Raw genomic sequence first — 22,778 nt, 5'->3', positions numbered from 1 at the left:
ACGGTGGCGAAGCGGGCATCCTCGACCTCGACGAAGGGGTTGCTCATGACGATCGACGAGTTGGACGAAGTCGTGCGCCGCGCCGAGCGGGGCGAGGACGCGTTGTCGCTGCTGGTGCGCACCGACGGTTCCTGGGCGGTTGCGCGCCACGTCGCGGGCGTGACCCGCGTGTGCGGGTACATCGGCGAGCACGCCGCGAACCGCGACTTCGAGCTGTTCCTGCTGAGCCCGTCGCCGCGCGGCGAGTGGGTCGAGGTCGAGGTCGACGCCGCCGCGGCCTGATCCCGGCGGTCGGGTCTCGGCCCTCCGACCCAGGCGGCATGATCGGGCGGTGCGCTCCGTCCCCGAACACCAGCAGGTCGTCGCCGACCTGATCGCGGCCACGCCCGCGGTCGTCCTCCCGCTCGCCGACACCCTCGGGCGTCCGCTCGCGGCCGACCTCGTCGCGCCGCGCCCGCTGCCGGCCTTCGACAACTCCGCGATGGACGGCTACGCCGTGCGCGCGGGGGAGGTCGCCTCGGCGTCCGTCGACACGCCGGTGACCTTGCCGGTCGCGTCCGACATCCCGGCCGGGCGGATCGACGTGCCCGCGCTGGAGCCGGGGACGGTGGCCCGGATCATGACCGGCGCGCCGATGCCCGTGGGAGCCGATGCCGTCGTGCAGGTCGAGGCGACCGACGGCGGGGTGTCGGAGGTGACGATCCACGAACCGCGCGCGGCCGGCGTGCACGTCCGCCGGGCGGGCGAGGACGTCGCCGCGGGGGAGACGGTGCTGATCGCGGGCACCGCACTCGGTCCGGCGCAGCTGGGGCTGCTGTCCGCCCTCGGTCTGCCGGAGGTCGCGGTCCGGGCTCCGCTGCGGGTGCTGGTGCTCTCGACCGGCACCGAGCTGGTCCCGCCCGGGCAGGAGTTGTTGCCGGGCCAGATCCACGAGTCGAACGGGCTGATGCTCGCCGCGGCCGTCCGCGAGGCGGGCGGGATCGCCACCCAGCTGCACGCGGTGGCCGACGACGTCGACGAGTTCCACGCCACCCTGGCCCCACACCTCGCGGACGCCGACCTGCTGCTGACCTCCGGTGGGGTGTCGGCCGGGGCGTACGAGGTGGTCAAGGACGCCCTCACCGGTCAGGGGGTCGAGTTCGCCAAGGTGGCGATGCAGCCCGGGATGCCGCAGGGCGCCGGCCGGTTCGCGGGGGTGCCGGTGGTGACGCTGCCGGGCAACCCGGTGAGCTCGCTGGTGTCGTTCGAGGTCTTCGTGCGACCCGCCATCCGCGCCGCGATGGGGTACACCGACACCCACCGACCGGTGTTGCGCGCGACGCTCACCGAGCCGTTGACCTCGCCCGCGGGAAAACGCCAGTTCCGTCGGGGGTTGCTCGAGGTGTCGTTGCAGGGCGCAACGGTGCGGCCGATCGGCCCGCCGGCGTCGCACTACCTGCGCTGGCTCGCCGCCTCGAACGCCCTGCTCGACGTGCCCGCCGAGGTCGATGCGCTCGCTGCCGGCGACGAGGTCGACGTCTGGCCGATGGCCTGAAGTTCGGTCAGCGTCCGACGGCGTAGCCCTGCATGCCGCGGGGGTTCGCGGCGGCGCGCAGGATGCCGGTGTCCGGGTCGGTGGCGACGGCGGACAGCCGGCCCAGCGACCAGGCGTCGGCGACGACGACCTGGTGGCCGCGCCGCCTCAGGTCGTCGACCACCGCGTCGCCGACGCGCGACTCGACCACCACCTGGCCCGCGTGCGTCTCGCGGGGGTGGAACGACGACGGGAACGACGTGGTGTGCCAGGCGGGCGCGTCGATCGCCGCCTGCAGGTCCAGGCCCCGCACGGTGTGGGCGAGCAGGAAGCACAGTTGCCACTGCTCCTGCTGGTCGCCGCCGGGGGTGCCGAACGCCAGCCAGCGTCCGGTGTCCCGGTGGCGGGCGAGCGAGGGCGTGAGCGTGGTGCGCGGCCGTTTGCCGGGCGCGACGGTGTTCGGCAGGTCGCGGTCGAGCCAGAACATCTGCGCCCGCGTGCCCAGCGCGAAGCCCAGTTCCGGGATCACGGGGGAGCTCTGCAGCCACCCGCCGGACGGGGTGGCGGACACGATGTTGCCGAAACGGTCGGCGACGTCGAGGTGGCAGGTGTCGCCACGCGTGGTGCCACTGCTCGCGACGGTCGGCTCGCCCACGCCGGCCGCCGCGGCGCCGGTGGTGCGCACGGTGGGGTCGGTGACGTGGCGCGGGAGGCGCGGCGTCCGGCCGTCCGGGCGGCCGGGGCGCAGGTCGAGGCTGGCGTGCTCGCCGATCAGCGGGCGTCGTTCACGGGCGTAGCCCTCGGAGAGCAGGGTCTCCAGCGGTACGTCGGCGGCGTCGCCGTACCAGGCCTCGCGGTCGGCCATGGCGAGCTTCACGGCCTCGACGGCGGCGTGCACGGTGGCGGCGGCGGGTCCGTCCTCCCGGGCCGCGAGGTCGCCGTCGAGCAGGCGCAGTGTCTGCAGCAGGGCGGGCCCCTGCGACCAGGCGCCCGCCTTGGCGACCGTCCACCCCCGCCAGTCGGTGGTGACCGGTTGCTCGTAGGTCGGCGCCCAGGTGGCGAGGTCCTGGCCGGTGAGCAGGCCGGCGTGGTCACGACCGGAGTCGTCGCGCACCGGCGTGCGGCACCAGGCGTCGACGGCGTCGGCGACGGGTCCGCGGTACCAGGCGTCGAGGGCGGCGTCGATCCCCTGATCCCGGGACCGGCCGTGTCCGGCGTCGACCAGGGACTGGAAGGTCGTCGCGAGGGTCGGGTTGCGGAACAGCCGTCCCGGTCGAGGGTTCTGGCCGCCGGCCAGCCAGGTCGCGGCCGACGACGGCCAGTGAGCGCGGAAGTGCTCTGCGACCGACCCCACCGTGCGGGCGGCGCCCTCGCCGAGCGGGTGGCCGTCACGGGCGTAGCCGATCGCGTAGCGGAGCACGGTCTCGAGCGGCAACGTGCCGTGGTCGCGCAACAGGGTCAGCCAGGCGCCGACGGCTCCGGGGACGGTCGCCGCCAGCAGACCGGTGCCCGGCACGAGATCCAGGCCGAGCGAGGTGAACGCGTCGACGTCGGCGGCGGCGGGTGCGACGCCCTGTCCGCACAGCACCGTCGCCGTGTCGTCGCCGGCGCGGGCGAACAGGACCGGCACCTCGCCGCCGGGGCCGTTGAGGTGCGGTTCGACGACCTGGAGCACGAACCCGGCGGCCACGGCGGCATCGAACGCGTTGCCGCCCGCCTCGAGCACCGCCATCCCCGACTGGCTCGCGAGCCAGTGGGTCGAGGCGACCACACCGAACGTCCCCGAGAGTTCCGGGCGGATCGTGAAGGGCGTCACGCGCGGCGGATCCTCGCCTGCAGCGCTTCGACGCGCTCCCGGAACGCCCCCGAGCGCACGGTTTCCGCTTGTGCGCGCACCTCGATCTCGACGGCGTCGGCGTGCGAGACGGCTCCGGCCGTCAACCTCATGCTCGCCTTGGTGCGGGCGACCACCTCGCGCGGCGCCGCGGCCGCGCGGCCCGCCAGCTTCATCGTTGCAGCCAGCAACGCTTCGTCGGATTCGTACCGACGCCACACCAGACCGACCCGCTCCGCCTCGACGGCGTCGAGGGATTCGCCGAACAGCGTGACGGCGGCAGTGGCTTGGGGACCCATCGCGCGGTGGGCCATCCACGTGTAGCCGCCGCCGGGGTGCAGACCCAGTTGCATGAAGCGGGCGTCGAACAACGCGGTCGGCCCGGCCAGGCGGACGTCGCACGCCAGCGCCAGGTTGAGTCCCGCGCCGACGGCCGGGCCGTTCACCGCCGCCAGTGTCGGCAACGGACACCGGGCCACCGCGAGGAAACCCGCGTACACCTCACGCAGGTCGCGTTCGCTGCTGGTCTTGAGCTCTTCGAGGTTGGCCCCGGCGCAGAAGCTCGGCGCCTCGCCGGTCACCACCACCGCACCGATCTCGCTGGTGTCGTTCAGGTCGTCGAGCACCTCGACGAGGCGTCGGGAGATGGCGAGGTCCATCGCGTTGCGTGTGGCCGGGTTGGACACCTCGACCACCGCTACTCGGTCTTCAGTTCTCACCCGCACGTCGCCGCTCACGGGCTCATCATGGCTGACGCGGGGGTGGTGCTCGATGCCGCCGCGCTGCTCGACGAGCTGGGTGCGCTTGCGGGTTGTGGTTGCGCTTGGTGGGGGCAGGCTTCTTCCTGGGTGCCTGGTGGGTTCTCGTCGCGCGCTGGTTTCGATTGCGGGTGACGGTTGTTGCTGTGCAAGGGCGGTCACCTACGGGATGCGCGACGGGTTGCTGTTCGGGGTGGGTTGCGCTCGCGGGCTGCGGTTGCCCTCGACAAGAACTGGCTCCTAGGAGAAGCGCGTGCCGTCGCCGTCCGGGGTGGGTTGCGCTCGCGGGCGGCGGTTTCGCCTCGACAAGAACTGGCTCCTAGGAGAAGCGCGTGCCGTCCCGTCCGGGCCGGCTTCCGTTTGCGGGCGTCGGTTGTCGCCGGTGCCCTACCGAGAATCATTCGAGTTTGTCGATTGATTCTCTTGCGACAGCTGGTCGTTCGATATAGAATCGAACCATGGTCGCGGTCGACGAGATGGTTCCGTCACCCGACCTGCTGCGCGCTCTGCTGGCCTTGGATCCCACTGGTCTGGACGACGAGGAACGGGTCGCATCGGTAGCCGGGTGGGAACGGATGATCGCGTTCTGCACCGCCCACCAGAACGACGTGATGGTGGCCGCGTACCGTGACCACGCCGCCCCCGCCGACGGTGGCGAGCCCGACGGTGACGCCGGCAAATGGTGGGCCGAGCAACTCGGCCTGGCCCTGGGTGTTGCGGGCACGTCGGCCTACCACCGGATGATGCAGGCGGTCACCCTGGTCGAGGTAGCCCCGGCCATCTCGGCGCAGCTGCGGATCGGGGCGATCGGGGTGCATCACGCTCGCGTCGCGGCGAACGCGTTGCGGGTGGTCGAACCCGGGGTGGGTCGCACCGTGGAGCGTGAGGTCGTCGACGACCCGGGCTGGCGGACTCCGTCGCAGTTGGAGCGGGCGTTGCAGGCCGCGATCATCAAGCACGACCCTGAAGGGGCGAAGGCCCGCAACCGGGCCCGTCGGCGGGAACGCGACGTCCGGGTACGAGCCGAAGCCGACGGCATGTGCAGCCTGTGGGCGCTGCTCCCCGCCGAGCAGGGCCAGGCGGTCGCGAAGACCATCGACGCTCACGCCCGGTCGTCGAAGGCCCGCAACACAACCGGTGATGACCGGACGTTGGCCAACCTGCGTGCCGACGCCCTGGCCGCACTGGTGCTGCGGCCGCTGCACCCCACCACCGTCGCCTCCAGCACCGAACCCAGCACCGAACCCAGCACCGAACCCAGCACCGAACCCAGCACCGAACTCAGCACCGCTCTGGGCTTGGCACCGCGGATGCACGGGCAGCGTCCGGAGATCCAGGTGGTCGTCGGCTGGACCACCCTGATGGGCCTCGACGACCTCCCCGGGTTCCTGCACGGCCACGGCGTTATCGACGCCGCCACCGTCCGCCGCATCGCCTACGACGAGTGCGCGACCTGGCGTCGGATCCTCACCGACCCGGCATCAGGTCAGCTGCTGGACTACGGCCGTGAGACGTACAGCCCACCGCGGAACCTCGAGGACTTCGTCATCGCCCGCGACCAGTACTGCCGCTTCCCCACCTGCGACCGCCCCGCCGTCACCTGCGACCTGGACCACCGGCACGACTGGAACAACGGCTGCCAGACCCGCGAGCAGTGCCTCGACGCCCTGTGTCGACGTCACCACCGCCTCAAACACGAAGGCGGCTGGTCGCACGAACGCGATCCCGAAGACAACTCGAGCATCTGGACCGACCCCGCCGGGAAGGAACACCGCAAACCCGCGGCGAAACTCCCGATCCCGGAACCCGCGATCAGCGACCCGCCGTTCTAGTCGCCCAGCACCACCGTGCCGCGTGGTGTGCGCAGCTCGGCCTCGAGCCCGGGCACCGCTGCGTGCTCGACCGGGAGGTCGATGCCGAGAGCAGCGAACGCGTCGCGCACCGCGGCGGGATCCGGGTGGCGACACCGCAGCGACAGCAGTTCGACCGTGGGCAGGTCGCGGGTGGTCGGGTGCGGGGTGTCGCCCCAGTCGATGAGGAACGGGACCACTCCGCGGGCGGGTGTGAGCCGCCACCGCAGCTCGTCGCCGTCGGGGGTGCGGCGGGACATGGCGAACGGGTCGCCGGGATCGTGCCCGGCGGCACGGGCGGCGGCGACCACGGCGTCGACGTCGGGTGGGTGGACCGCCCAGGTGACCAGCCGGGTGTGGTCGAGGTCGTCGATGCCGAAGGGCCGCGGCTGCGGCGGGTCAGGCTGGGCGGGGTCGGGGCCGACGATCTCGAGGTATGCCGACCCGCCGAGGCCCACGAGGACGTTGGCGGTGCCGAGGCCGGTGTGGCTGCCACCGCGGGCGGGGGTGATGCCGGAGTCCGCGGCGAACGTCGCAGCTGCCGCGGCGATGTCGGGGGTGGCGAGCACGAGGTGGTCGAGGTGGTCGAGCCCGCGCACGGCGGGGTCACCCACCGTCGGGGTGGTGGCGCACGTCGGGCTCCGGCGGGCGGCGGCGGCCGGGGATCGGCAGCCGACCCAGCCGGCTCGGGCGGGGCAGGTCGATCGGGGTGGGCTCGACGTGCGCGCCGCCGGGCAGCAGCTTCGAACGCGGCGCGGGATCGGCCGCAGGTCGCGGGGCCGGGTCCTTGCTCGACGGCTGCGGGGTGGCGACGACCACCGCGACCCCGGGCACCTGGCCGAGGGTGTGGGCGACGTTCGCGGCCGTCGGCCGGTCGGCGGCCGACGCGGCGATCATCCCGGTGAGCAGGTAGCGCCAGGCCGCGCCCAGCTCAGTCGGGACGGCAGGCGGTGCGGTGCGGTGGCCGAGCAGGGAGTCGAGGAGCACGACGCCGAGTGCGTAGACGTCGGCCGCGGGGCCGACCGGGCGGCTGGAGGTCTGCTCGGGTGCGCGGTAACGGTCGTCGGCCGCCGTGGCGGGCGTTCCGGTCGGCCGCAGCCGTGCCAGCAGGCGGGTGTCCGGGGCGGTCCGGATCTCGACGTGTCCGGGGTCGAGGGCGAGGTGGCAGCTGCCCGCCCGGTGCCACGCGTCGAGTTCGGAGGCGACCTGGGTGCCGACGAGCGCGACCTCGACCGGGGTCATCGGGGCCGGGTGCGCGAGCCGGTCGGCCAGGGTGAAACCCGCCGCCGCCACGTGTCGCGTCACGGGCGCATCGTTCCCCGTACGCCCCTCGAACGAACGTCGTGTAGGGATGACCCCGTGAGCGACGTCGCCCCCGCGTTCTACCTCCCCCGCGGCTCCGGCCGGTACGAGCCGACGCGGGCCACCGAGAGCCCGTGGGACCACGCCGCGCAGCACGGCGGGCCGCCCTCGGCGCTGCTCGCCGAGGCGATCGACGCGTCGGTCCCCGGCGCGGCGGACGGCACCCTGCGCCTCGCCCGTATCTCGCTGGACTTCCTCGGTCCCATCCCGCGGCGCGAGGCCGAGGTCGAGGTCAGCCCGGTCAAGCCGGGACGACGTGTGCACCTGACCGACGCGCGGATGCTCGTCGACGGTCGCCCCGTCGTGCTGGCCCGGGCCTGGCACATCGCGACCGGTCCGCAGCCCCCGGTGCCCGGTGCGACGCCACCGGAGACCGCGGCGTTGCCGCCGGCCGCCGAGCAGCGTTACTTCGCGGGGCAGGACGACTGGGGCTACGGCCAGGCGACGGAGTGGCGGTTCGTCACCGGCGACTTCGACAGCCTCGGCCCGGCCGACGTGTGGACCCGCGTCCGGGTGCCGCTGGTCGACGGCCAGCCGCTGCGCGGTCTGCACCGCGCCCTCATCGTGGCGGACTCGGCGAACGGCCTCTCGGCGGAACTGCCGCTGGCGCAGTGGTTCTCGATCCCGCCGACCATGTCGACCACGCTGCTGCGTCACCCCGAGGGGGAGTGGGTCAACCTCGCGGGCTCGACCCGCTTCTCCCCGGACGGCCTGGGGTTCGCCCGCGCCGATCTCGCCGACGCCACCGGGTGGTTCGGCGAGGTCGGTCAGCCGCTGCTGGTCGCGGCCCGCTGACTCAGGCGATCGCGGTGCGGCCCAACAGCGTCAGCATCGGGCGTTCGGCCGGCAGCACGAACGGGTCGTCCAGGCGTCGTCGCGCTGCGGCGGCCACCCAGCCGCGGGCAGGGTCGCTGCCGTCGTCGAGCAGTGCGGCGCAGAAAGCCCGCCGGGCACGGAGGAACCCCTGATCGGAGAGCTCCGGGTCCGGCTTGACCGCGGTGCGCAGCACGACGTACGCGTAGGCGCGGTCGGCCACGCCCGGGCCGCGGCGCGCGGTGCACCAGTCGATGACCACCGGACCGTCCGGGCCGAGCAGGACGTTGAACGGGTGCAGGTCGAGGTGGAGCAGCGCGTCGCCCTCGCCGAACGCCAGCGGCAGGTCGGGCGGGGCGGGCACGTCGGCGAGCCGGTCCAGCAGGTCGCGCAGCAGACGGGTGGCGGCGGGCAGACGTTCGGGGTGCTCGAGGGCGTCGGCACCGAGCGACGGGCCCGCGACTGCCGCCATGACGATCGTCGGGCCCTCGGCGTCGAACACCTCCGGCGCCGGGTAGCCGTGCGCGCGGACGTGCCGCATGAGTTCGGCCTCGGCGGTGGCGTCCCGCCCGTCGCGGTAGACCCGGCGGATCCGGCCCGGGGCGTCGGCGTACACGTCCGCGGTGCGCCCGGCGGCGACCGGTCCGGTCACGGTCGCTCCGTTGCACACAGCAACGCATCGCCCGCCGCCGCGACCGGGTCGTCCGCCAGTCGGCTCACCCCGTGGCGCCGCGGGGACGCAGCCGTCCGCCCGGCAGTGGCGGCGCAGCCGTGCGTTCCCCGTGCCAACCCGGCACGGTGCCGAAGCGGCGGTCGGCGTCCTGCCACTCGCCGCGGAAGTCCGCGATCTCGTCGTGCGATCGGCCCAGGAGGTTCCACCACATGACGATCCGTTCGGCGAACGGCTCGCCGCCGAGCAGCATGAGCCGTCCGGTGCCCTCGATCCGCAGCGTCGACCGACCGGTCCCGAGGTAGAGCAGCGAGCCGATGGGGAGGTCGACACCGTCGACCGTGACCCCGGCGTCGACCGCCACGGCGGCGTACTCGAAGTCCGGTTCGAGCGGGAGCACCGCGGCCCCGCCGAGCACGACGTCGAGGCCGACCAGCGGGGAGTGGACCGTCCCGGGCGAGGCGACCCCGCCGAAACCGCCGAGCACGACCCGGACCTCGGCGTCGTCGACGCTGACCGTGGGCAGCCCGCTGTGGTGCTCGAACGCCGGGGCGGTGTCACGGGCGTGGTCGGGCAGGGCCACCCACAGCTGCGCGCCGTGCAGCAGCGCCGGGTGCGGGACGGGGGACTGCTCGCTGTGGGAGATGCCGTGGCCCGCGGTCATGAGACCGAGCTGGCCCGGCGTCACGACGACGTCGTGGCCGAGGCTGTCGCGGTGGTGCACGGTGCCCTCGAGCAGCCACGACACCGTCTGCAACCCCGTGTGGGGGTGCGGCGGGACCTGCATGCCGGGCGAGGCGGAGATGTCGTCCGGGCCGTAGTGGTCGAAGAAGCACCACGCGCCGACCATCCGCCGCCCGAGGGTCGGCAGGACCCGGCGCACGTCGGTGCCGTCGCCCAGCGGGGCCTTGCGGCCGGCGACCAGGTCGAGGACCGGACCGGTCGGCGTCTCGGTCCGACCCCCGCGTTCGACCTCGCGCGGCGCACGCTCGAGGTTCGACATCAGTCGCGGTCGACCAGGTGCGTGCCCTCGAACTGGCCCAGTTCCTCGCGGTAGAACTCGATCCGCAGGCCGTTCGGGTCCTGGATGTAGAGGCTGTCCTCGACCCCGCGGTCGGGCCCGAGGTACTCGCTGCCGCTGGCGTCGAAGCGGTCCTTGAGCCTCGCGAAGTCCTCGGCCGGGGTCGACAACGCCAGGTGCTGCAACGCCCCGATGGTCTCCTCGAACGGCTGGTGCTCGTGGCCGGGGAAGTCGAAGAAGCCCAACAGGTTTCCGTGGCCGAGGTCGAAGAAGAAGTGACTGGATCCGGCGTAGTCGCGGTTCTCGACCAGTTCCACGAGCGGGAACCCCAGCGTGTCCTGGTGGAAGCGGATCGTCTCCTCGACGTCGCGGCACACGAAGGCCACGTGGTGGACGCCCCGCGTGGGGGTGCGGGGGCGCTCGGAGCCGGGGCGCAGGTACTTCTCGCGCAGTTCGGCGCGACGGGCGCGCACGGCTTCCAGTTCGGCACCTTCGGGCTGCGGCATGGGACGAGGTTAGAACGTGTCGGGCACGGTCGCGATCCCCTGCAGGTAGCGGCGGTAGCGGCCGGTCAACAACGCGCGGTCGCCGTCGAGCACGACCGCGACCGTGCCGCCCCGCGCGGACAGCTGGCGGGCGAGGAACGAGGTCCGTCCCAGCCGTTCGCACCAGTACCGCGCGAACTGCGAGTGCGCCGAGCCGGTGACCGGGTCCTCACCGACCCCGGCGCCCGCGCCGAAGAACCGGGAGACCACGTCCACCGCGCCGCTGCCGGGCGCGGTGACGACCACGCCGCGCACGTCGAACGCACGCAGCGCCGACAGGTCGGGATCGGCTTCCCGGACCTCCGCTTCGTCGGCGAGCACCAGGACGACGTCGGTCGCGCGATAGGTGGCGACCGGCTCGACGCCGACGGCGTCGACCAGCGCCTGCGGAACTGTTGCCTCCTGCAACTGTGCCGCGGGGAAGTCGAGCGTCACGGCGTCGTCACCCGCTCGGCGCGCGGCGAGCCACCCCGACCGGGTCCAGAACGCGAGGGTCGACGCCTCCGGGTGGACGTCGTCGAACAGCAACCCGGCCGAGGCGAGGGTCGCGTGTCCGCACAGGTCGACCTCGATCTCGGGGGTCCACCAGCGCAGGTGGTAGGCCGGACCGTCGACCGGCGCCCGGCCCGCGTCGTCCGGCACCACGGGGTGCAGGAACGCGGTCTCCGAGAGGTTGTTCTCCTCGGCGATCGCCTGTGCGAGGGCGTCGGACGGCCACGGGTCGCCGGCGGGCAGCAGCACCACCGCGGCGGGGTTGCCGGTGAACGGGCCGTCGGTGAAGGCGTCGAGTTGGAACAGCGGGAGGTCCACGGTCACCATCGTGCCGGGCGGGTGGAACCGACCCGGCGGCGGTGGCCGGGCGTCACCCGATGCCGACCCGCTGCCGTTCCGGCTCGATGACGCCGACGATCCGCGCCTGTCCGCGCGGGTAGGGGGCTCCGGTGTAGGCCGTCGAGATCCGGTCGGCGACCTCCCAGGCCTCGTCACCGTCGAGCCACTCGACGACGCGGCCGCGGACGACGACCGGTTCGAACGGGTTGTCGGGCGGGGTCAGTGAGAGTGCGACGCGGGGGTCGCGGCGCAGGTTGCGGGCCTTCTGCGAGTCCGGGCCGGTGAGGAACGCGAGGCGGTCGCCGAGGGTGTCGATCCACACCGGGACCGAGTGGGGAGCGCCGTCGGGCAGGACGGTGGCGAGGTGGGCGAGCGCGGTGCTCTCGGCCGCGCGGCGCACGCCGGGGTCGAGGCTCATCGCGCGACCTCGTAGCGCAGGTGGGTGACGCCCGGTGCCGGCACCGACTCGACCAGGTTCAGGTGGACGTGGGACGGCAGCGCCTGGAACACCGGGCGACCGCCGCCGAGCAGGACCGGCACCTGGTGCAGGACCACCTCGTCCACGAGGCCGGCCGCGAGCGCGGCGGTCGTCACGCCGCCTCCCATCAGTGAGACGTCGCCGCTGCCCGCCTGCTCCCGGGCGACGGCGACCGCGTCGGCGATCCCGGTGGCCACGAAGGTCTGGCGGGGGTGGACCTGCGGCGCGGGCCGGTGACTGAGGACGACCAGCGGCGCGGTCGGGTGGGGAGCGCCGCCGGTCGACCACCCCGAGTCGTCGTAGGTGGTGCGGCCGGCGAGGGTGGCGCCCACGCGGCCCGCCTCGGCGTCGAACACCTCGGCGCTGGCGGGGCTCAGGTGGAAGCCGTCGAACACGGAGCTGGGTGTGTCGCCGTCGAAGTACCAGTCGAACAGCATCGTGGCGTCGCCGAGCCCGCGACCGGCGCCGGGGTCACGCCCGGTCAGGTAGCCGTCGACCGAGACGGCGTGGGCGCTGAAGACCTTGCTCATCGCTTCCCCCTGGTGGGTGAGTTCCTTCAAGAGACGCCGTGACCGTAGCAGCTTGAGTTCCTTCAAGGAACCCCGAAGCGTAGGATCGTGTCGTGCAGCGGACGAACTTCGGTGACATGGCCTGCTCGATCGCCCGGACCCTCGACGTCATCGGCGAGCCGTGGTCGCCGTTGATCCTGCGCGACGTCTACGTCGGCTTCACCCGCTTCGAGCAGCTGCAGGCCGATCTCGGCATCTCCCGGAAGGTCCTCACCGAACGCCTGCACCACCTCGTCGACCACGGCGTGCTGGAGCGGCGGCCGTACGACGCGCGCCCGCGGTACGAGTACGTGTTGACCGAGAAGGGCATGCAGTTGTTCGACGTGCTCATGGTGATGGTCGGGTGGGGTGACCGGTGGCTCGCGGGCGGGGCGGGCCCACCCGTGCTCTACCGCCACCACACGTGCGGGCAGATCAGCCGGGCCGAGCTGCGGTGCGCCCACTGCGGCGAACCGATGCACGGCGACACCATCGACGTGCTGCCCGGCCCGGGCGCTGCGGCCTGACTCAGCCGGACGTCGGCCAGGTGTCGCCCCACTCGACGTCCTTGGCCTCGCGGTAGGACGACGAGGACTTGGCGACCCGGACCGGCCCGGTGGTGCCGTCGGCGGCACAGACCTGGAGCTCGACCAGGCCCTTGCGGCGGGTCGGGCGCCGGAGCACCCGGTCCGGTCGTCGGGCGGCGGCGCGCCGACCCAGCGCGACGTACGAGTACTTCTCGTCCTCGTAGTTCTCCTCGGCGCCCTTGAGGTGCCGGTGGGCGGACGAGCGGGGCAGTCGCTGCCCGAAGTGGCACCAGTCAGACCGTGGCAGTGGGCAACGTTCGTCGTGGGGGCAGGGTGCGAGCGTGTGGGCACCGGCCTCGAGCAGCGCGTCGCGGGAGTCCAGGAGCGCCGCGTACGCCTCGCGGCGACCGGGTTCGAGCAGCAGCAGGACGTCGGAGGTGGCGTCCCACAACCGCCGGGCGAACCCGACGGGATCAGCCAGTTCGTTGCCGACGTAGCCCGCGGTCACGAGGTCGGCCGGCCCCGAGGCGGCGGTCCAGTCGCCGGTCACCCACGTGACGCGTGCGTCGGGTGCGGCCGCCGCGAGCACCGTCCGGCCGGCCGCGACGGCACGTTCGTCGGGTTCGACGAGGGTGAGGGTCGTGAGCGAGGGCCACACCGCGACCGCCGCGCAGGCCGTGGCGCCCAGGCCCGAGCCGACGTCGAGCAGCGAGGTGGGGGCCAGGTCCGGGGCGTTGGACGCCACCGCCCGACACGCGGCGACCGCTGCCGCGTACGTCGCCGGGAACCGGACCGTCGCGTACGCGGCGAGTTCGGCACCGGAGCGGAGCACCGGCCCGGAGGCCGACGAGGTGCGGGCCCGGTAGCGCTCCGAGAGCGCCCGCGCCGCGGCGGGGTTGCCCCCGCGGCCGACGGTCGCGAGCGCGGCGGACACCGGGGCGGGGAGGTCGACGGCGCGCACGCGGCCATCATGACGTGTGGCAGGTTGGGTGCCATGGACGACTCGTGGTGGCGCTCGGCCGTCGTGTACCAGATCTACCCCCGCAGCTTCGCCGACGGCGACGGCGACGGCATCGGTGACCTCGCCGGCGTGTTGCAGCACGTCGACCACCTGGCCACCCTGGGGGTCGACGTGGTCTGGTTCTCCCCGCTGTACCGCTCGCCAATGGACGACAACGGCTACGACATCAGCGACTACCAGGACATCGACCCGTCGTTCGGGACCCTCGAGCAGTTCGACGAGGTCCTCGCGGCGTTGCACGAGCGCGGCATCAGGGTCGTCATGGACCTGGTCGTCAACCACACCTCCGACGAGCACGCGTGGTTCGTCGAGTCGCGCAGCAGCCTCGACAACCCCAAGCGGGACTGGTACTTCTGGCGCGACCGCCGCGAGGACGGCTCGTTGCCCAACAACTGGTCCTCCTACTTCGGCGGGCCCGCCTGGGAACCCGACGAGCTGACCGACCAGTGCTACCTGCACCTGTTCAGCCGCAAGCAGCCGGACCTGAACTGGGAGAACCCCGAGGTCCGCGAGGCCGTGTACGCGATGATGCGGTGGTGGCTCGACCGCGGGGTCGACGGCTTCCGCATGGACGTCATCAACATGATCAGCAAGACCGACGGCCTACCCGACGGCACCGGCGGCAGCTTCGAGGGCCACACCGGCGGTGAGCACTACCTCAACGGTCCCCGCGTGCACGAGTACCTGCACGAGATGCACGAGCAGGTGTTCGGCGGCCGGGAGGGGGCGTTCCTCACCGTCGGGGAGACGCCCGGCGTCACCACCGAGGAGGCGCGGCTGTACACCGACCCGGCGCGGGCCGAGGTCGACATGGTGTTCCAGTTCGAGCACGTCGCGCTCGACGCCGGTCCGGGAGGCAAGTACGACCTGCGGCCGATGCGCATGATCGACCTCAAGCGCAACCTGGCGAAGTGGCAGGAGGCGCTCGGGGACGTCGGCTGGAACAGCCTGTACCTCGACAACCACGACCAACCCCGGGCGGTGTCCCGCTTCGGCGACGATTCCCCCGTCTGGCGCGAGCGTTCCGCCACGGCGTTGGCGACGGTGCTGCACCTGCAGCGGGGCACCCCGTACGTCTACCAGGGCGAGGAACTCGGCATGACCAACGTGCCGTTCGGCTCCATCGACGACTTCCGCGACATCGAGTCACTGAACCACTACGCCGCCGCCGTTGCAGCGGGCAACGATCCTGAGGACGTCCTGCGCTCGCTGCGGATCAAGTCCCGCGACAACGCCCGCACGCCGGTGCAGTGGACCGCCGGCCCGCAGGCGGGGTTCACCGAGGGCGAGCCGTGGATCGCGGTGAACCCGAACCACGACGAGATCAACGCCGAGGCGCAGGTCGGCGACCCCGCCTCGGTCTTCTCGCACTTCCGTCGACTGATCGAGCTCCGGCACACCGAGCCCGTCGTCGCACAGGGCGACTTCACCCTCGTGCTCCCCGACGACGAGCGGGTGTTCGGCTACGTCCGCGCCCACGAGGGCACCGAACTGCTGGTCCTCGCCAACTTCACCCGCGACGACCTCGAGATCGACCTCGACGGCTGGGCCGACGCCACCTACGTCCTGGGCAACCACCCCCAGCCGCCCGAACAGCCCACCACGCTGCGCGGCTGGGAGGCCACGGTCTGGCGGCGGTGAGCCTCGGGCGTCCTAGTCCAGCTGGAAGGCGCCGGTGACGTCGACGATCACCTGCGTGGATCCGTTGGCGTTGTAGACCCGGAACCGGCCTGACGTCAGCAGCGGTTGGGCGGCGTCGGCCGCGGTCTCGCTGGCGATGGGGTTGAGGTTGCTGGCCGTCGGCCGCGGCTTGCCGTCGGCGTAAATGGTCAGGTAGGTCGCGACGGTCGGGCTGACCGAGGTCAGGTTGACGTTCGCCACCTGCGGGGACGAGAAGCCCGTGACCGCGGCGGCGCCCGTCGCGCCGGGGCCGAGGCGACCGAAGCCCTGCGGGATGCGGGTGTCCACGACGCGACGCGGGGTGATCGGCGTGAAGTACAGCCCGCCCGGTTGGCCGTTCGGGCCGTAGATCCCCACGATGTCGACGAGCACGTCCGTGGCCGGTGAGACGTTGTTGCTCACCGCGAAGGAGAACGTGCTGCAGGTCGGCGGGTTGACGCACCGCGTCGGCACGATGGCGAAGTTGGGGATGGTCTGGCCGCGGGCGAAGTTGAGGGTCGAGACGGTCGGGACGTTGTCCGGATCGCCGTCCCAGGCGCGTAGGTAGCCCGAGCCGCGGGGGTTGACGGCCGTGATCGTGACGGCGACCGCGCGCACGCCGGCGTAGTTCCCGCCGCCGGGTCGAACGAACGCGCGCTGCACCGTACGCACGGCCCCCGGTCCGAGCGCGCCACCAGCTCCAAGCGACCGGCTGTCGAGCACCCGCACCGGGTTGCTCAGCGGGTAGTAGCTCGACGCCGTGGCCGGGTCGGCGGCGTCACCGACGTAGTAGCCGTAGAGGTCGACGATCAGATCGGTGGAACCCGCACTGTTGTACAGAGCAACCTTCTGGTTCGAGGCGCTCGCCGGCAGGGCGACCGTGACCGAGTTGGCGCGGGTCTCGCCGGCCCGGTGGCTGAGGCTGGAGGCCAGGGGTCGGGTCGCGCCGGCCGGGTAGGCGGTGATGTAGCCGGCCTTGGTGGCGTTGACGACGGTCACGTTGACGACGACGGCCGAGACCACGCGGTCGGGCAGCCGACCGGAGAAGTCGACCACGGCCGTCCCGCCCTGCGCGACGGCGCCGCCGCCGCGGGTGTCGAGGACCCGGAACGGGGTGAGCGCCACGTAGCGGCCGACGCCGTCGGGGTGGGGAGCCGCCGCGGCGGCCGGTGCTCCGAGCGGCGCCGCGGTGAGCGCGGCCCCCACGAGGACGAGCGGAGCGAGGACGCGGGCGACGCGACCGGTCACGGACATGTGCAGTTCTTACCACGGAAGATGTCATCGCGGACACGGTTCCGGGAGCAGAAGCTCGGCCGGTGACGCCCGCCGACGGGCGTCACCCCGTCACGGGGTCGACGTCCGCGGCAGGGGTGAGCGCGCGAGGAAGCGGCTGATGACCAGGCGTTGGATCTGGTTGGTGCCCTCGAAGATCTGCATGATCTTGGCGTCGCGCATGTACCGCTCGACCGGGACCTCGCGGGTGTAGCCGTAGCCGCCGAAGACCTGCACGGCGTCGGTGGTCACCTTCATGGCGTTGTCGGTGGCCACCAGCTTGGCGATGGACGCGGCCCGGCCGAAGGGGCGGTCGGCGTCGCGGCGGCGGGCGGCGTCGAGCATGGTGGCGCGCGCCGAGTCGACCGCCGCCGCCATGTCGGCGAGCAGGAAACCCAGGCCCTGGTGGTCGATGATCGTCTTGCCGAAGGTCTCGCGTTCCTTGGCGTACGCGACGGCGGCGTCGAGCGCGCCCTGCGAGAGACCGACGGCGCACGCCGCGATGCCGAGTCGCCCGGAGTCGAGGGCCGACAGCGCGATGGTCAGGCCCTGGCCCTCCCCGCCGATCAACGCGTCGGCCGGCACCACGACGTCGTCGAAGATGACGTTGGCCGTGGGGGAGGAGGTCATGCCCATCTTGTGCTCGGGGCGCCCGAACGAGAGACCGGCGCTCGAGGCCGCGACGTGGAAGCACGAGATCCCGCGCGCGCCGCTCTCGGCGTCGCCGGTGCGGGCGAAGACCAGGTAGTAGTCGGCGACCCCGCCGTGTGTCACCCACGCCTTCGTGCCGTTCAGCACCCACGAGCCGTCGTCGCGCCGCGTGGCCTTCGTGCGCATCGCGGCGGGGTCGGAGCCCGCGTGCGGTTCGGACAGGCAGTACGCGCCGAGCAGGTCGCCGCCGAGCATCGCCGGCAGCAACGCCGCGCGCTGGGCGTCGCTGCCGAAGCGGCTGACCGGGTAGCAGGACATGACGTGCACGCTGACGCCGACGGCCACCGACGCCCAGGTGGCGGCGATCTCCTCGAGCACCTGCAGGTACACCTCGTACGGCAGGTCCGCCCCGCCGAACTGCTCCGGGTAGGGCAGTGCCAGCAGGCCGAGTTGGCCGAGCTGGCGGAACTGGGCGCGGGGGAACTCTTCCGCCGCCTCGTACTTCGCCGCGATCGGCGCGAGTTCCTCGGCGGTCAACCGCCGCACGGTGTCGAGCAGTTCGACGTGCTCGGGGGCGGGCAGCAGACGATCGACGGCCATACGCGGAACTGTACTGTGGGACGTCCCCTGGTACTACTCGTCGACCTGGTGATGTGATGCACTCCGTGACCGTCCCGCCGATGCACGACGACGATCCCGCCGCGCTGACCGGCCGACGGGGTGCGCTGCTGGACCAGCTCACCGACCTGTTCCTCGCGCGGGGCATCCGCGGGTTCACGCTCGAGGACCTCGCCACCGAGCTGTCGTGCTCGAAGTCGACGCTCTACGCGCTGGCGCCGAGCAAGGAGCAGCTGGCGGCCCGGGTCGTCGAGTACTTCTTCCGCCGGGCCGCGCGCCGGGTCGAGACCCAGGTCGCGCGGCGGCGCAGCCCCGCGGCCCGGGTCCGCGAGTACCTGCTCGCCGTCGCCGGCGAACTCTCCGCCGCGAGCCCGACGTTCCTCGCCGACGTCGCGGCCAACGCGTTGACCCGGGGCAGCTACGAGCGGCACACCGCCATCGCCGCCGACCGCATCCGCGCGCTGGTGGCCGCCGGGGTCGAGAGCGGCGACTTCCGCGCCGTCGACCCGGTGTTCCTCGGCGAGGTCGTCGCGGCGGGCATGGACGCCATCGAGCGTGGCGGTGTCACCTCCCGCACCGGCCTCACGCACGCCGAGGCGTACGCGCAACTGGCCGCGCTCGTGCTCGCCGCCGTGCGGACGGCCTGAGCACGCCTCTGACGAGTTGATCAAGGAGGTGTGGTCGCTACCGTCGGCGTGTCGCACGACCACGACGCCGGGGGACGATCAGCCAGCATGCGTCACCGGGTGACGGCGTAGAGGAAGCACCCGGGGCCGAGGGTCCTGACGTGCACGGTGCTGACGCCCGAGTCCCACAGCAGGCCGAGGCGACCGGCGTCAGGTCGACGTCCTCGAGGACCACGGTGTTGTGCTCGTAGTCCATGCCGTCGTCGGCGTCGTAGGTCCGCAGGACTCTCGGCCCGCGCATCAACGGGGGCGGCAGGCGGTCGGTGGCAGCCGGACCGTCGCACGTCGCCACGTGGACGTAGACCGGGCCGACCTCCGTCCAGACGGACGGGTGGTCGAACGGCGCGTGGGAGATCAGCGCGACGGTCTCGCCGGCGACGGCGTAGCGCAGGCAGCAGCGCAGCGGTTCACCCTCGCCGGTCGCTGCGAACGCCACCAGGTCGTTGTCGTACCCGTCCGTGCCTCTCTCACGGACGCGCTGCAGACGGGCGGGGTCGATGGCGTGGACGGTGAGCGTGCCGGTCGGTGTGGTGGTCACGTCGGGTCCACGGTCCGGGTCGCCGTCCTGTGAGGTGCGGGCTCCGGTCAGCGCGGGTCGACTCTCGGGATGCCGCCGTCGGCGTCGTCGCTGTCCTCCTCGGCGCACAGACGCGCGTAGGTCCGGTTGCGCAGTCGCAGGACGACGGCCGCGAGCAGTCCCGCCACCAGCGACCCGACGAGCACGCCGATCTTGACCTGGTCGTCGGTGGCGGTGCCGTCGCCGAAGGCGAGTTCGCCGATGAGCAGCGACACCGTGAAGCCGATCCCGCAGAGCATCGCGAGGCCGGCGACGTCGGTCCACGACAGTTCCGGTGCGAGTTCGGCGCGGGTGAACCGGGCCACCAGCCAGGTCGCGGCGAGGACACCGACGGGTTTGCCGACCACCAGACCGACGACCACGCCGAGGGCGATCGGGTCGCTGACGGCGTCACGCAGGCCGCCGAAGCCGCCGACCGTCACCCCGGCCGAGAACAGCGCGAACAGCGGCACGGCGACGCCCGCGGACAACGGGCGGAAGCGGTGCTCGAAGTGTTCGGCGAGGCCGGGGCCGGCGTCGGGTCCGCCGGCCGCGCGGCTGCGGATGACCGGCACGGCGAAGCCGAGCAGCACGCCCGCGACGGTCGCGTGCACCCCCGATGCGTGCACCAGCGCCCAGGTGATCACGGCGAGCGGGAGCAGCAGCCACCAGGAACGCACGCGCCGTTGCACCAGCAGGGTGAACAGACCGAGTGGCACGACCGCCAGTGCCAGCGGCCAGAGCACGAAGTCCGCGGTGTAGAAGACCGCGATGATGACGATGGCCACCAGGTCGTCGACCACCGCGAGGGTCAGCAGGAACGTGCGCAGGGCCGACGGCAGGTGGGTGCCGATGACGGCCAGCGCCGCGAGCGCGAACGCGATGTCGGTGGCGGTGGGGACGGCCCACCCGCGCAACGACGAACCGTTGCCTAGCGCAACGACCACGGTGCACAGGACGGCGGGGACGACGACGCCACCCAGGGCGGCGGCGACCGGAACGGCCGCGCGCGACGGGTCACGCAGATCGCCCGCGACGAACTCGCGTTTGAGTTCCAGGCCGGCCACGAAGAAGAAGATCGCGAGCAGACCGTCGGCGGCCCAGGTCGCGAGCGACAGGTCGAGGTGCAGGACGCTCGGGCCGAGGACGAACTCCCGCACGTGCGCGTAGCTGTCGGCGAGCGGCGTGTTGGCCCACACCAGGGCGGCGACGGTGGCGGCGAGCAGGAGGACGCCGCCGATGGTCTCCTGCCGCAGCACCTCGGCGATCCGGCTGACCTCGGTCCGGGAACCGCGGGCGAGCACCCGCAGCCGGGTGGGAGGCGTGCTCACGGGCGGATCTCCTCGGGTCGTCGACTGGATTCCGCCACCGGATCCGGTGATCCGGTGTGCCGACCAGACTTCCCGGCGCTCCGGTCACGAGCCTACCCACGCCGTTCCGCCGGGCACCGGCACGGCATTTTTGCCCCTTTCGCCCCCATTGCCGGAGTGCTGCACTGGTCCCACCCCGAACCGTCCACGCCGTGGAGGCCCCCGTGCGTCGCTCCGTCCCCCTCGTGTCCGGAGCGTTCGCGCTCATCGCCGTCCTCGCCGTCGCGCTCGCGTCACCCGCCGCCGCGTCCGCCGCGGACCACTACGTCGCCCTCGGCGACTCGTACTCGTCGGGCGTGGGAGCGGGCGACTACACCGACGACTCCGGCGACTGCGACCGCAGCACGAACGCGTACTCGCAGCTGTACGCCGACACGGTCGGGCCGGCGTCCTACGTGTCGGTGGCCTGCAGCGGTGCCACGACCGCGTCGGTCAACGCGACGCAGATCCAGGCCCTCTCGGTGTCGACCACGCTCGTGTCCATCACGGTCGGCGGCAACGACGTCGGGTTCGCCGACATCATGACCACCTGCGTGCTGTACGGCGAGGACGACTGCATCGCGGCCGTGGACGACGCCGAGGCCACGGCCCGCGCGAACCTCGCCGGCTGGCTCGACTCGACCTACTCCGCCATCTCCGCGGCCGCACCCGCCGCGCGGGTCGTGGTCCTCGGGTACCCGGTGTTCTACGACCTCTCCCAGACCGGGTGTGTGGGCCTCTCCGCCGCCTCGCGCGCCAAGATCGACGAGGGCATCGCGCTGGCCGACAGCATCATCGCCGACACCGCCGCGGCCCACGGTTTCGCCTACGGCGACCCGACGAGCGCGTTCCGCGGCCACCAGATCTGCGACGACGACCCCTGGCTGCACTCGCTGAACTTCGTGGACGTCGGCGTGAGCTACCACCCGTTCGCCGACGGCCAGTCCGGCGGTTACTACCCAGTGTTCAGCGCCCTCGCCGGCTGAGCGGACCGACGTAGCCTCACCTGGTGCGCATCGTCGTGACGTCGAGTGGCGGCGCGGGCCACATCGGGCCGCTGGTGCCGATCGTCGCGGCGCTCCGGCGGCGTGGTGACGAGGTGGTGGCCGTGGTGCCGCAGGCGGCGGCCGGCGCCGCGCAGCGGGCCGGCGCCGAACTGGTCGTCGCACCGGATCCGCCGGCCGACGAACTGGCCGACGCCTGGGCGCGGCTCCGAACCGCCGCACCCGCGGTGGCCAGCCGCATCGCCAACGGCGAGATCTTCGGCCGGCTGGACACACTCGCAGCGCTGCCGGCAGTGCGCCGGGTCGTCGCCGACCGGCGTCCCGACCTCGTCGTGCACGAGGCCGCCCACTACGCCGGAGTCATCGCCGCGGTCGAAGAGGGTGTGCCGTACGTCCAGGTGGCGATCTCCTTCGCGGACGCCGAGGCGGGATCGTTGCGTCATGCAGCGGTTGAGCTCGACCACATCGCGCCGGGAACATCGCACGCGATCACAGGTTCCCCGTACCTGACGCGGTTCCCCGCGGCGTTGGACGTCTCGCCGTATCCGGTGACCCGCCGCTACCGCGCCGCGGTACGGGAACCGACCGCGCGCCCCACCGAGGGCGGTCCGCCCCTGGTGTACGTCACGTTCGGCACGGTGGCGTCGGCCGTCGACGAGCGGGGCACCCTCCACCGCGCGGCCTTGTCGGCCCTGACCGGCCTCCACGTCCGGGTCCTGGTCACCACCGGTCGCGGCCACCGCCCGGACCTCGGCGAGGTGGAGGCCGGTGTGACGGTCGAGGAGTGGGTCGACCAGGACGTCGTCCTCGCCGAGGCCGCACTGGTGGTCTGTCACGGCGGCTCGGGCACGGTGCTCGGTGCTCTCGCACACGGAGTCCCCGTGGTGGCCGTCCCGCTGTTCGCCGATCAGTCGGTCAACGCGACCCGCGTGTTGTCGGCCGGTGCGGGCCTCGCCCTGACCCGGCCGTCGACCTCGGCGGCATCGGCGACCACCCTCGCCGCGACGGAGGTCGCCGCGCTGCGCGCCGCGGTCGAGCGGGTGCTCGGCGATCCCGGGTTCCGGTCGCGCGCCGGGGAGATCGGTCGTGCGATGCGCACGGCCCCGGACGTGCTCACGCACCTGGACGAATTCGCTGGGCGGGCGGGATAGCGTCACCGACGTCGCATCCTGCGACCAGTCCTTGAGGAGGTGAGCCCCGTGCCGGTTCCCG

At 72.9% G+C, this 22,778-nt stretch carries 24 protein-coding genes; 9 read left to right on the top strand and 15 right to left on the bottom strand.

Annotation, left to right across the window (positions count from 1 at the left end):
* The first annotated feature begins 45 nt into the window (after window positions 1-45).
* Both ACXR2U_RS08155 and moeA read left to right on the top strand, forming a co-directional pair.
* On the top strand, window positions 46-282 hold the full coding sequence (locus ACXR2U_RS08155) for a hypothetical protein (RefSeq protein WP_458824471.1): 237 nt from the start codon (window positions 46-48) through the stop codon (window positions 280-282).
* A 49-nt stretch (window positions 283-331) separates the two neighbouring features.
* Window positions 332-1,534 carry a molybdopterin molybdotransferase MoeA gene (gene moeA, locus ACXR2U_RS08150; RefSeq protein WP_458824470.1) on the top strand — a complete coding sequence of 401 codons (1,203 nt, stop codon included), beginning with the start codon at window positions 332-334 and terminating at the stop codon, window positions 1,532-1,534.
* 7 nt (window positions 1,535-1,541) lie between these two features.
* Here the strand turns inward: moeA and ACXR2U_RS08145 are convergent, their stop codons facing one another.
* Both ACXR2U_RS08145 and ACXR2U_RS08140 read right to left on the bottom strand, forming a co-directional pair.
* Entirely contained in the window at window positions 1,542-3,329 is a 1,788-nt protein-coding gene (locus ACXR2U_RS08145; RefSeq protein ID WP_458824469.1) for a gamma-glutamyltransferase family protein, read from the bottom strand.
* Window positions 3,326-4,084, bottom strand: coding sequence for an enoyl-CoA hydratase-related protein (locus ACXR2U_RS08140; RefSeq protein WP_458824533.1), 759 nt, complete (start codon window positions 4,082-4,084; stop codon window positions 3,326-3,328). Before ACXR2U_RS08140 ends, ACXR2U_RS08145 begins: the two co-directional genes overlap by 4 nt.
* Before the next feature lie 479 nt (window positions 4,085-4,563).
* Between ACXR2U_RS08140 and ACXR2U_RS08135 the strand changes: the two genes are divergently transcribed.
* A complete protein-coding gene (locus tag ACXR2U_RS08135) occupies window positions 4,564-5,937 on the top strand; it encodes an HNH endonuclease signature motif containing protein (protein ID WP_458824468.1) in 1,374 nt (457 codons plus the stop codon).
* Here ACXR2U_RS08135 and ACXR2U_RS08130 read toward each other — a convergent pair.
* A complete protein-coding gene (locus tag ACXR2U_RS08130; RefSeq protein WP_458824467.1) occupies window positions 5,934-6,569 on the bottom strand; it encodes a VOC family protein in 636 nt (211 codons plus the stop codon). The two genes, ACXR2U_RS08135 and ACXR2U_RS08130, sit on opposite strands and share 4 nt — an antisense overlap.
* The gene (locus ACXR2U_RS08125) at window positions 6,562-7,260 is read right to left on the bottom strand and encodes a protein kinase family protein (protein WP_458824466.1); all 699 of its coding nucleotides are present in this window, start codon (window positions 7,258-7,260) and stop codon (window positions 6,562-6,564) included. The genes ACXR2U_RS08130 and ACXR2U_RS08125 overlap by 8 nt, the downstream gene beginning before the upstream one ends.
* 54 nt (window positions 7,261-7,314) lie before the next feature.
* Here ACXR2U_RS08125 and ACXR2U_RS08120 point away from each other — a divergent pair, with 54 nt between their 5' ends.
* Window positions 7,315-8,112, top strand: coding sequence for a thioesterase family protein (locus ACXR2U_RS08120; RefSeq protein WP_458824465.1), 798 nt, complete (start codon window positions 7,315-7,317; stop codon window positions 8,110-8,112).
* A gap of 1 nt (window position 8,113) precedes the next feature.
* Here ACXR2U_RS08120 and ACXR2U_RS08115 read toward each other — a convergent pair whose 3' ends face one another.
* The 6 genes from ACXR2U_RS08115 to ACXR2U_RS08090 all read right to left on the bottom strand — a co-directional run bounded on the left by ACXR2U_RS08115 (window position 8,114) and on the right by ACXR2U_RS08090 (window position 12,205).
* A complete protein-coding gene (locus ACXR2U_RS08115) occupies window positions 8,114-8,782 on the bottom strand; it encodes a phosphotransferase (protein WP_458824464.1) in 669 nt (222 codons plus the stop codon).
* Window positions 8,783-8,846: 64 nt separating this feature from the next.
* Window positions 8,847-9,803: a pirin family protein gene (locus tag ACXR2U_RS08110; protein WP_458824463.1), complete on the bottom strand. Its 957-nt coding sequence runs from the start codon at window positions 9,801-9,803 to the stop codon at window positions 8,847-8,849.
* Window positions 9,803-10,327 carry a VOC family protein gene (locus ACXR2U_RS08105; protein WP_458824462.1) on the bottom strand — a complete coding sequence of 175 codons (525 nt, stop codon included), beginning with the start codon at window positions 10,325-10,327 and terminating at the stop codon, window positions 9,803-9,805. The genes ACXR2U_RS08110 and ACXR2U_RS08105 overlap by 1 nt, the downstream gene beginning before the upstream one ends.
* A 9-nt stretch (window positions 10,328-10,336) precedes the next feature.
* Complete coding sequence (locus ACXR2U_RS08100; protein ID WP_458824461.1) at window positions 10,337-11,176, bottom strand: PhzF family phenazine biosynthesis protein; 840 nt, start codon at window positions 11,174-11,176, stop codon at window positions 10,337-10,339.
* Window positions 11,177-11,228: 52 nt separating this feature from the next.
* Complete coding sequence (locus ACXR2U_RS08095) at window positions 11,229-11,615, bottom strand: TIGR03618 family F420-dependent PPOX class oxidoreductase (RefSeq protein ID WP_458824460.1); 387 nt, start codon at window positions 11,613-11,615, stop codon at window positions 11,229-11,231.
* Window positions 11,612-12,205: a dihydrofolate reductase family protein gene (locus tag ACXR2U_RS08090; RefSeq protein ID WP_458824459.1), complete on the bottom strand. Its 594-nt coding sequence runs from the start codon at window positions 12,203-12,205 to the stop codon at window positions 11,612-11,614. The genes ACXR2U_RS08095 and ACXR2U_RS08090 overlap by 4 nt, the downstream gene beginning before the upstream one ends.
* 92 nt (window positions 12,206-12,297) lie before the next feature.
* Between ACXR2U_RS08090 and ACXR2U_RS08085 the strand changes: the two genes are divergently transcribed.
* Window positions 12,298-12,750: a winged helix-turn-helix transcriptional regulator gene (locus ACXR2U_RS08085; RefSeq protein WP_458824458.1), complete on the top strand. Its 453-nt coding sequence runs from the start codon at window positions 12,298-12,300 to the stop codon at window positions 12,748-12,750.
* Window position 12,751: 1 nt separating this feature from the next.
* Here the strand turns inward: ACXR2U_RS08085 and ACXR2U_RS08080 are convergent, their stop codons facing one another.
* Complete coding sequence (locus ACXR2U_RS08080) at window positions 12,752-13,711, bottom strand: small ribosomal subunit Rsm22 family protein (protein ID WP_458824457.1); 960 nt, start codon at window positions 13,709-13,711, stop codon at window positions 12,752-12,754.
* Window positions 13,712-13,744: 33 nt separating this feature from the next.
* On the opposite strand from ACXR2U_RS08080, the gene ACXR2U_RS08075 reads away from it, so the two are divergent.
* Entirely contained in the window at window positions 13,745-15,412 is a 1,668-nt protein-coding gene (locus ACXR2U_RS08075; RefSeq protein WP_458824456.1) for a glycoside hydrolase family 13 protein, read from the top strand.
* Window positions 15,413-15,424: 12 nt separating this feature from the next.
* Here the strand turns inward: ACXR2U_RS08075 and ACXR2U_RS08070 are convergent, their stop codons facing one another.
* Complete coding sequence (locus ACXR2U_RS08070; RefSeq protein ID WP_458824455.1) at window positions 15,425-16,684, bottom strand: hypothetical protein; 1,260 nt, start codon at window positions 16,682-16,684, stop codon at window positions 15,425-15,427.
* Between the two features lie 90 nt (window positions 16,685-16,774).
* Window positions 16,775-17,953, bottom strand: a complete 1,179-nt coding sequence (locus ACXR2U_RS08065) for an acyl-CoA dehydrogenase family protein (RefSeq protein WP_458824454.1) — start codon at window positions 17,951-17,953, stop codon at window positions 16,775-16,777.
* 56 nt (window positions 17,954-18,009) lie between these two features.
* Between ACXR2U_RS08065 and ACXR2U_RS08060 the strand changes: the two genes are divergently transcribed.
* Window positions 18,010-18,618 (top strand): TetR/AcrR family transcriptional regulator, encoded by a 609-nt coding sequence (locus ACXR2U_RS08060; RefSeq protein WP_458824453.1) that lies wholly within the window; start codon window positions 18,010-18,012, stop codon window positions 18,616-18,618.
* A gap of 37 nt (window positions 18,619-18,655) precedes the next feature.
* Here ACXR2U_RS08060 and ACXR2U_RS08055 read toward each other — a convergent pair whose 3' ends face one another.
* Entirely contained in the window at window positions 18,656-19,195 is a 540-nt protein-coding gene (locus tag ACXR2U_RS08055) for a DUF1203 domain-containing protein (RefSeq protein ID WP_458824452.1), read from the bottom strand.
* Window positions 19,196-19,242: 47 nt separating this feature from the next.
* Window positions 19,243-20,544, bottom strand: a complete 1,302-nt coding sequence (nhaA, locus tag ACXR2U_RS08050) for a Na+/H+ antiporter NhaA (protein WP_458824451.1) — start codon at window positions 20,542-20,544, stop codon at window positions 19,243-19,245.
* A gap of 203 nt (window positions 20,545-20,747) precedes the next feature.
* Here nhaA and ACXR2U_RS08045 point away from each other — a divergent pair, with 203 nt between their 5' ends.
* Both ACXR2U_RS08045 and ACXR2U_RS08040 read left to right on the top strand, forming a co-directional pair.
* Complete coding sequence (locus ACXR2U_RS08045; RefSeq protein ID WP_458824450.1) at window positions 20,748-21,548, top strand: SGNH/GDSL hydrolase family protein; 801 nt, start codon at window positions 20,748-20,750, stop codon at window positions 21,546-21,548.
* Between the two features lie 23 nt (window positions 21,549-21,571).
* Window positions 21,572-22,717, top strand: a complete 1,146-nt coding sequence (locus tag ACXR2U_RS08040; protein WP_458824449.1) for a glycosyltransferase — start codon at window positions 21,572-21,574, stop codon at window positions 22,715-22,717.
* Window positions 22,718-22,778: the final 61 nt, after the last annotated feature.

The sequence above is a fragment of the Jatrophihabitans sp. YIM 134969 genome (assembly GCF_054456675.1).
This window is presented reverse-complemented; position numbering and strand designations above follow the sequence as displayed.

Coding starts and splice junctions, on each gene's coding strand:
- ACXR2U_RS08070 (WP_458824455.1), bottom strand. CDS start 16,684: ATGTCCGTGACCGGTCGCGTCGCCCGCGTCCTCGCTCCGCTCGTCCTC.
- ACXR2U_RS08090 (WP_458824459.1), bottom strand. CDS start 12,205: ATGAGCAAGGTCTTCAGCGCCCACGCCGTCTCGGTCGACGGCTACCTG.
- ACXR2U_RS08095 (WP_458824460.1), bottom strand. CDS start 11,615: ATGAGCCTCGACCCCGGCGTGCGCCGCGCGGCCGAGAGCACCGCGCTC.
- ACXR2U_RS08075 (WP_458824456.1), top strand. CDS start 13,745: ATGGACGACTCGTGGTGGCGCTCGGCCGTCGTGTACCAGATCTACCCC.
- ACXR2U_RS08135 (WP_458824468.1), top strand. CDS start 4,564: ATGGTCGCGGTCGACGAGATGGTTCCGTCACCCGACCTGCTGCGCGCT.
- ACXR2U_RS08105 (WP_458824462.1), bottom strand. CDS start 10,327: ATGCCGCAGCCCGAAGGTGCCGAACTGGAAGCCGTGCGCGCCCGTCGC.
- ACXR2U_RS08110 (WP_458824463.1), bottom strand. CDS start 9,803: ATGTCGAACCTCGAGCGTGCGCCGCGCGAGGTCGAACGCGGGGGTCGG.
- ACXR2U_RS08060 (WP_458824453.1), top strand. CDS start 18,010: ATGCACTCCGTGACCGTCCCGCCGATGCACGACGACGATCCCGCCGCG.
- ACXR2U_RS08155 (WP_458824471.1), top strand. CDS start 46: ATGACGATCGACGAGTTGGACGAAGTCGTGCGCCGCGCCGAGCGGGGC.
- ACXR2U_RS08065 (WP_458824454.1), bottom strand. CDS start 17,953: ATGGCCGTCGATCGTCTGCTGCCCGCCCCCGAGCACGTCGAACTGCTC.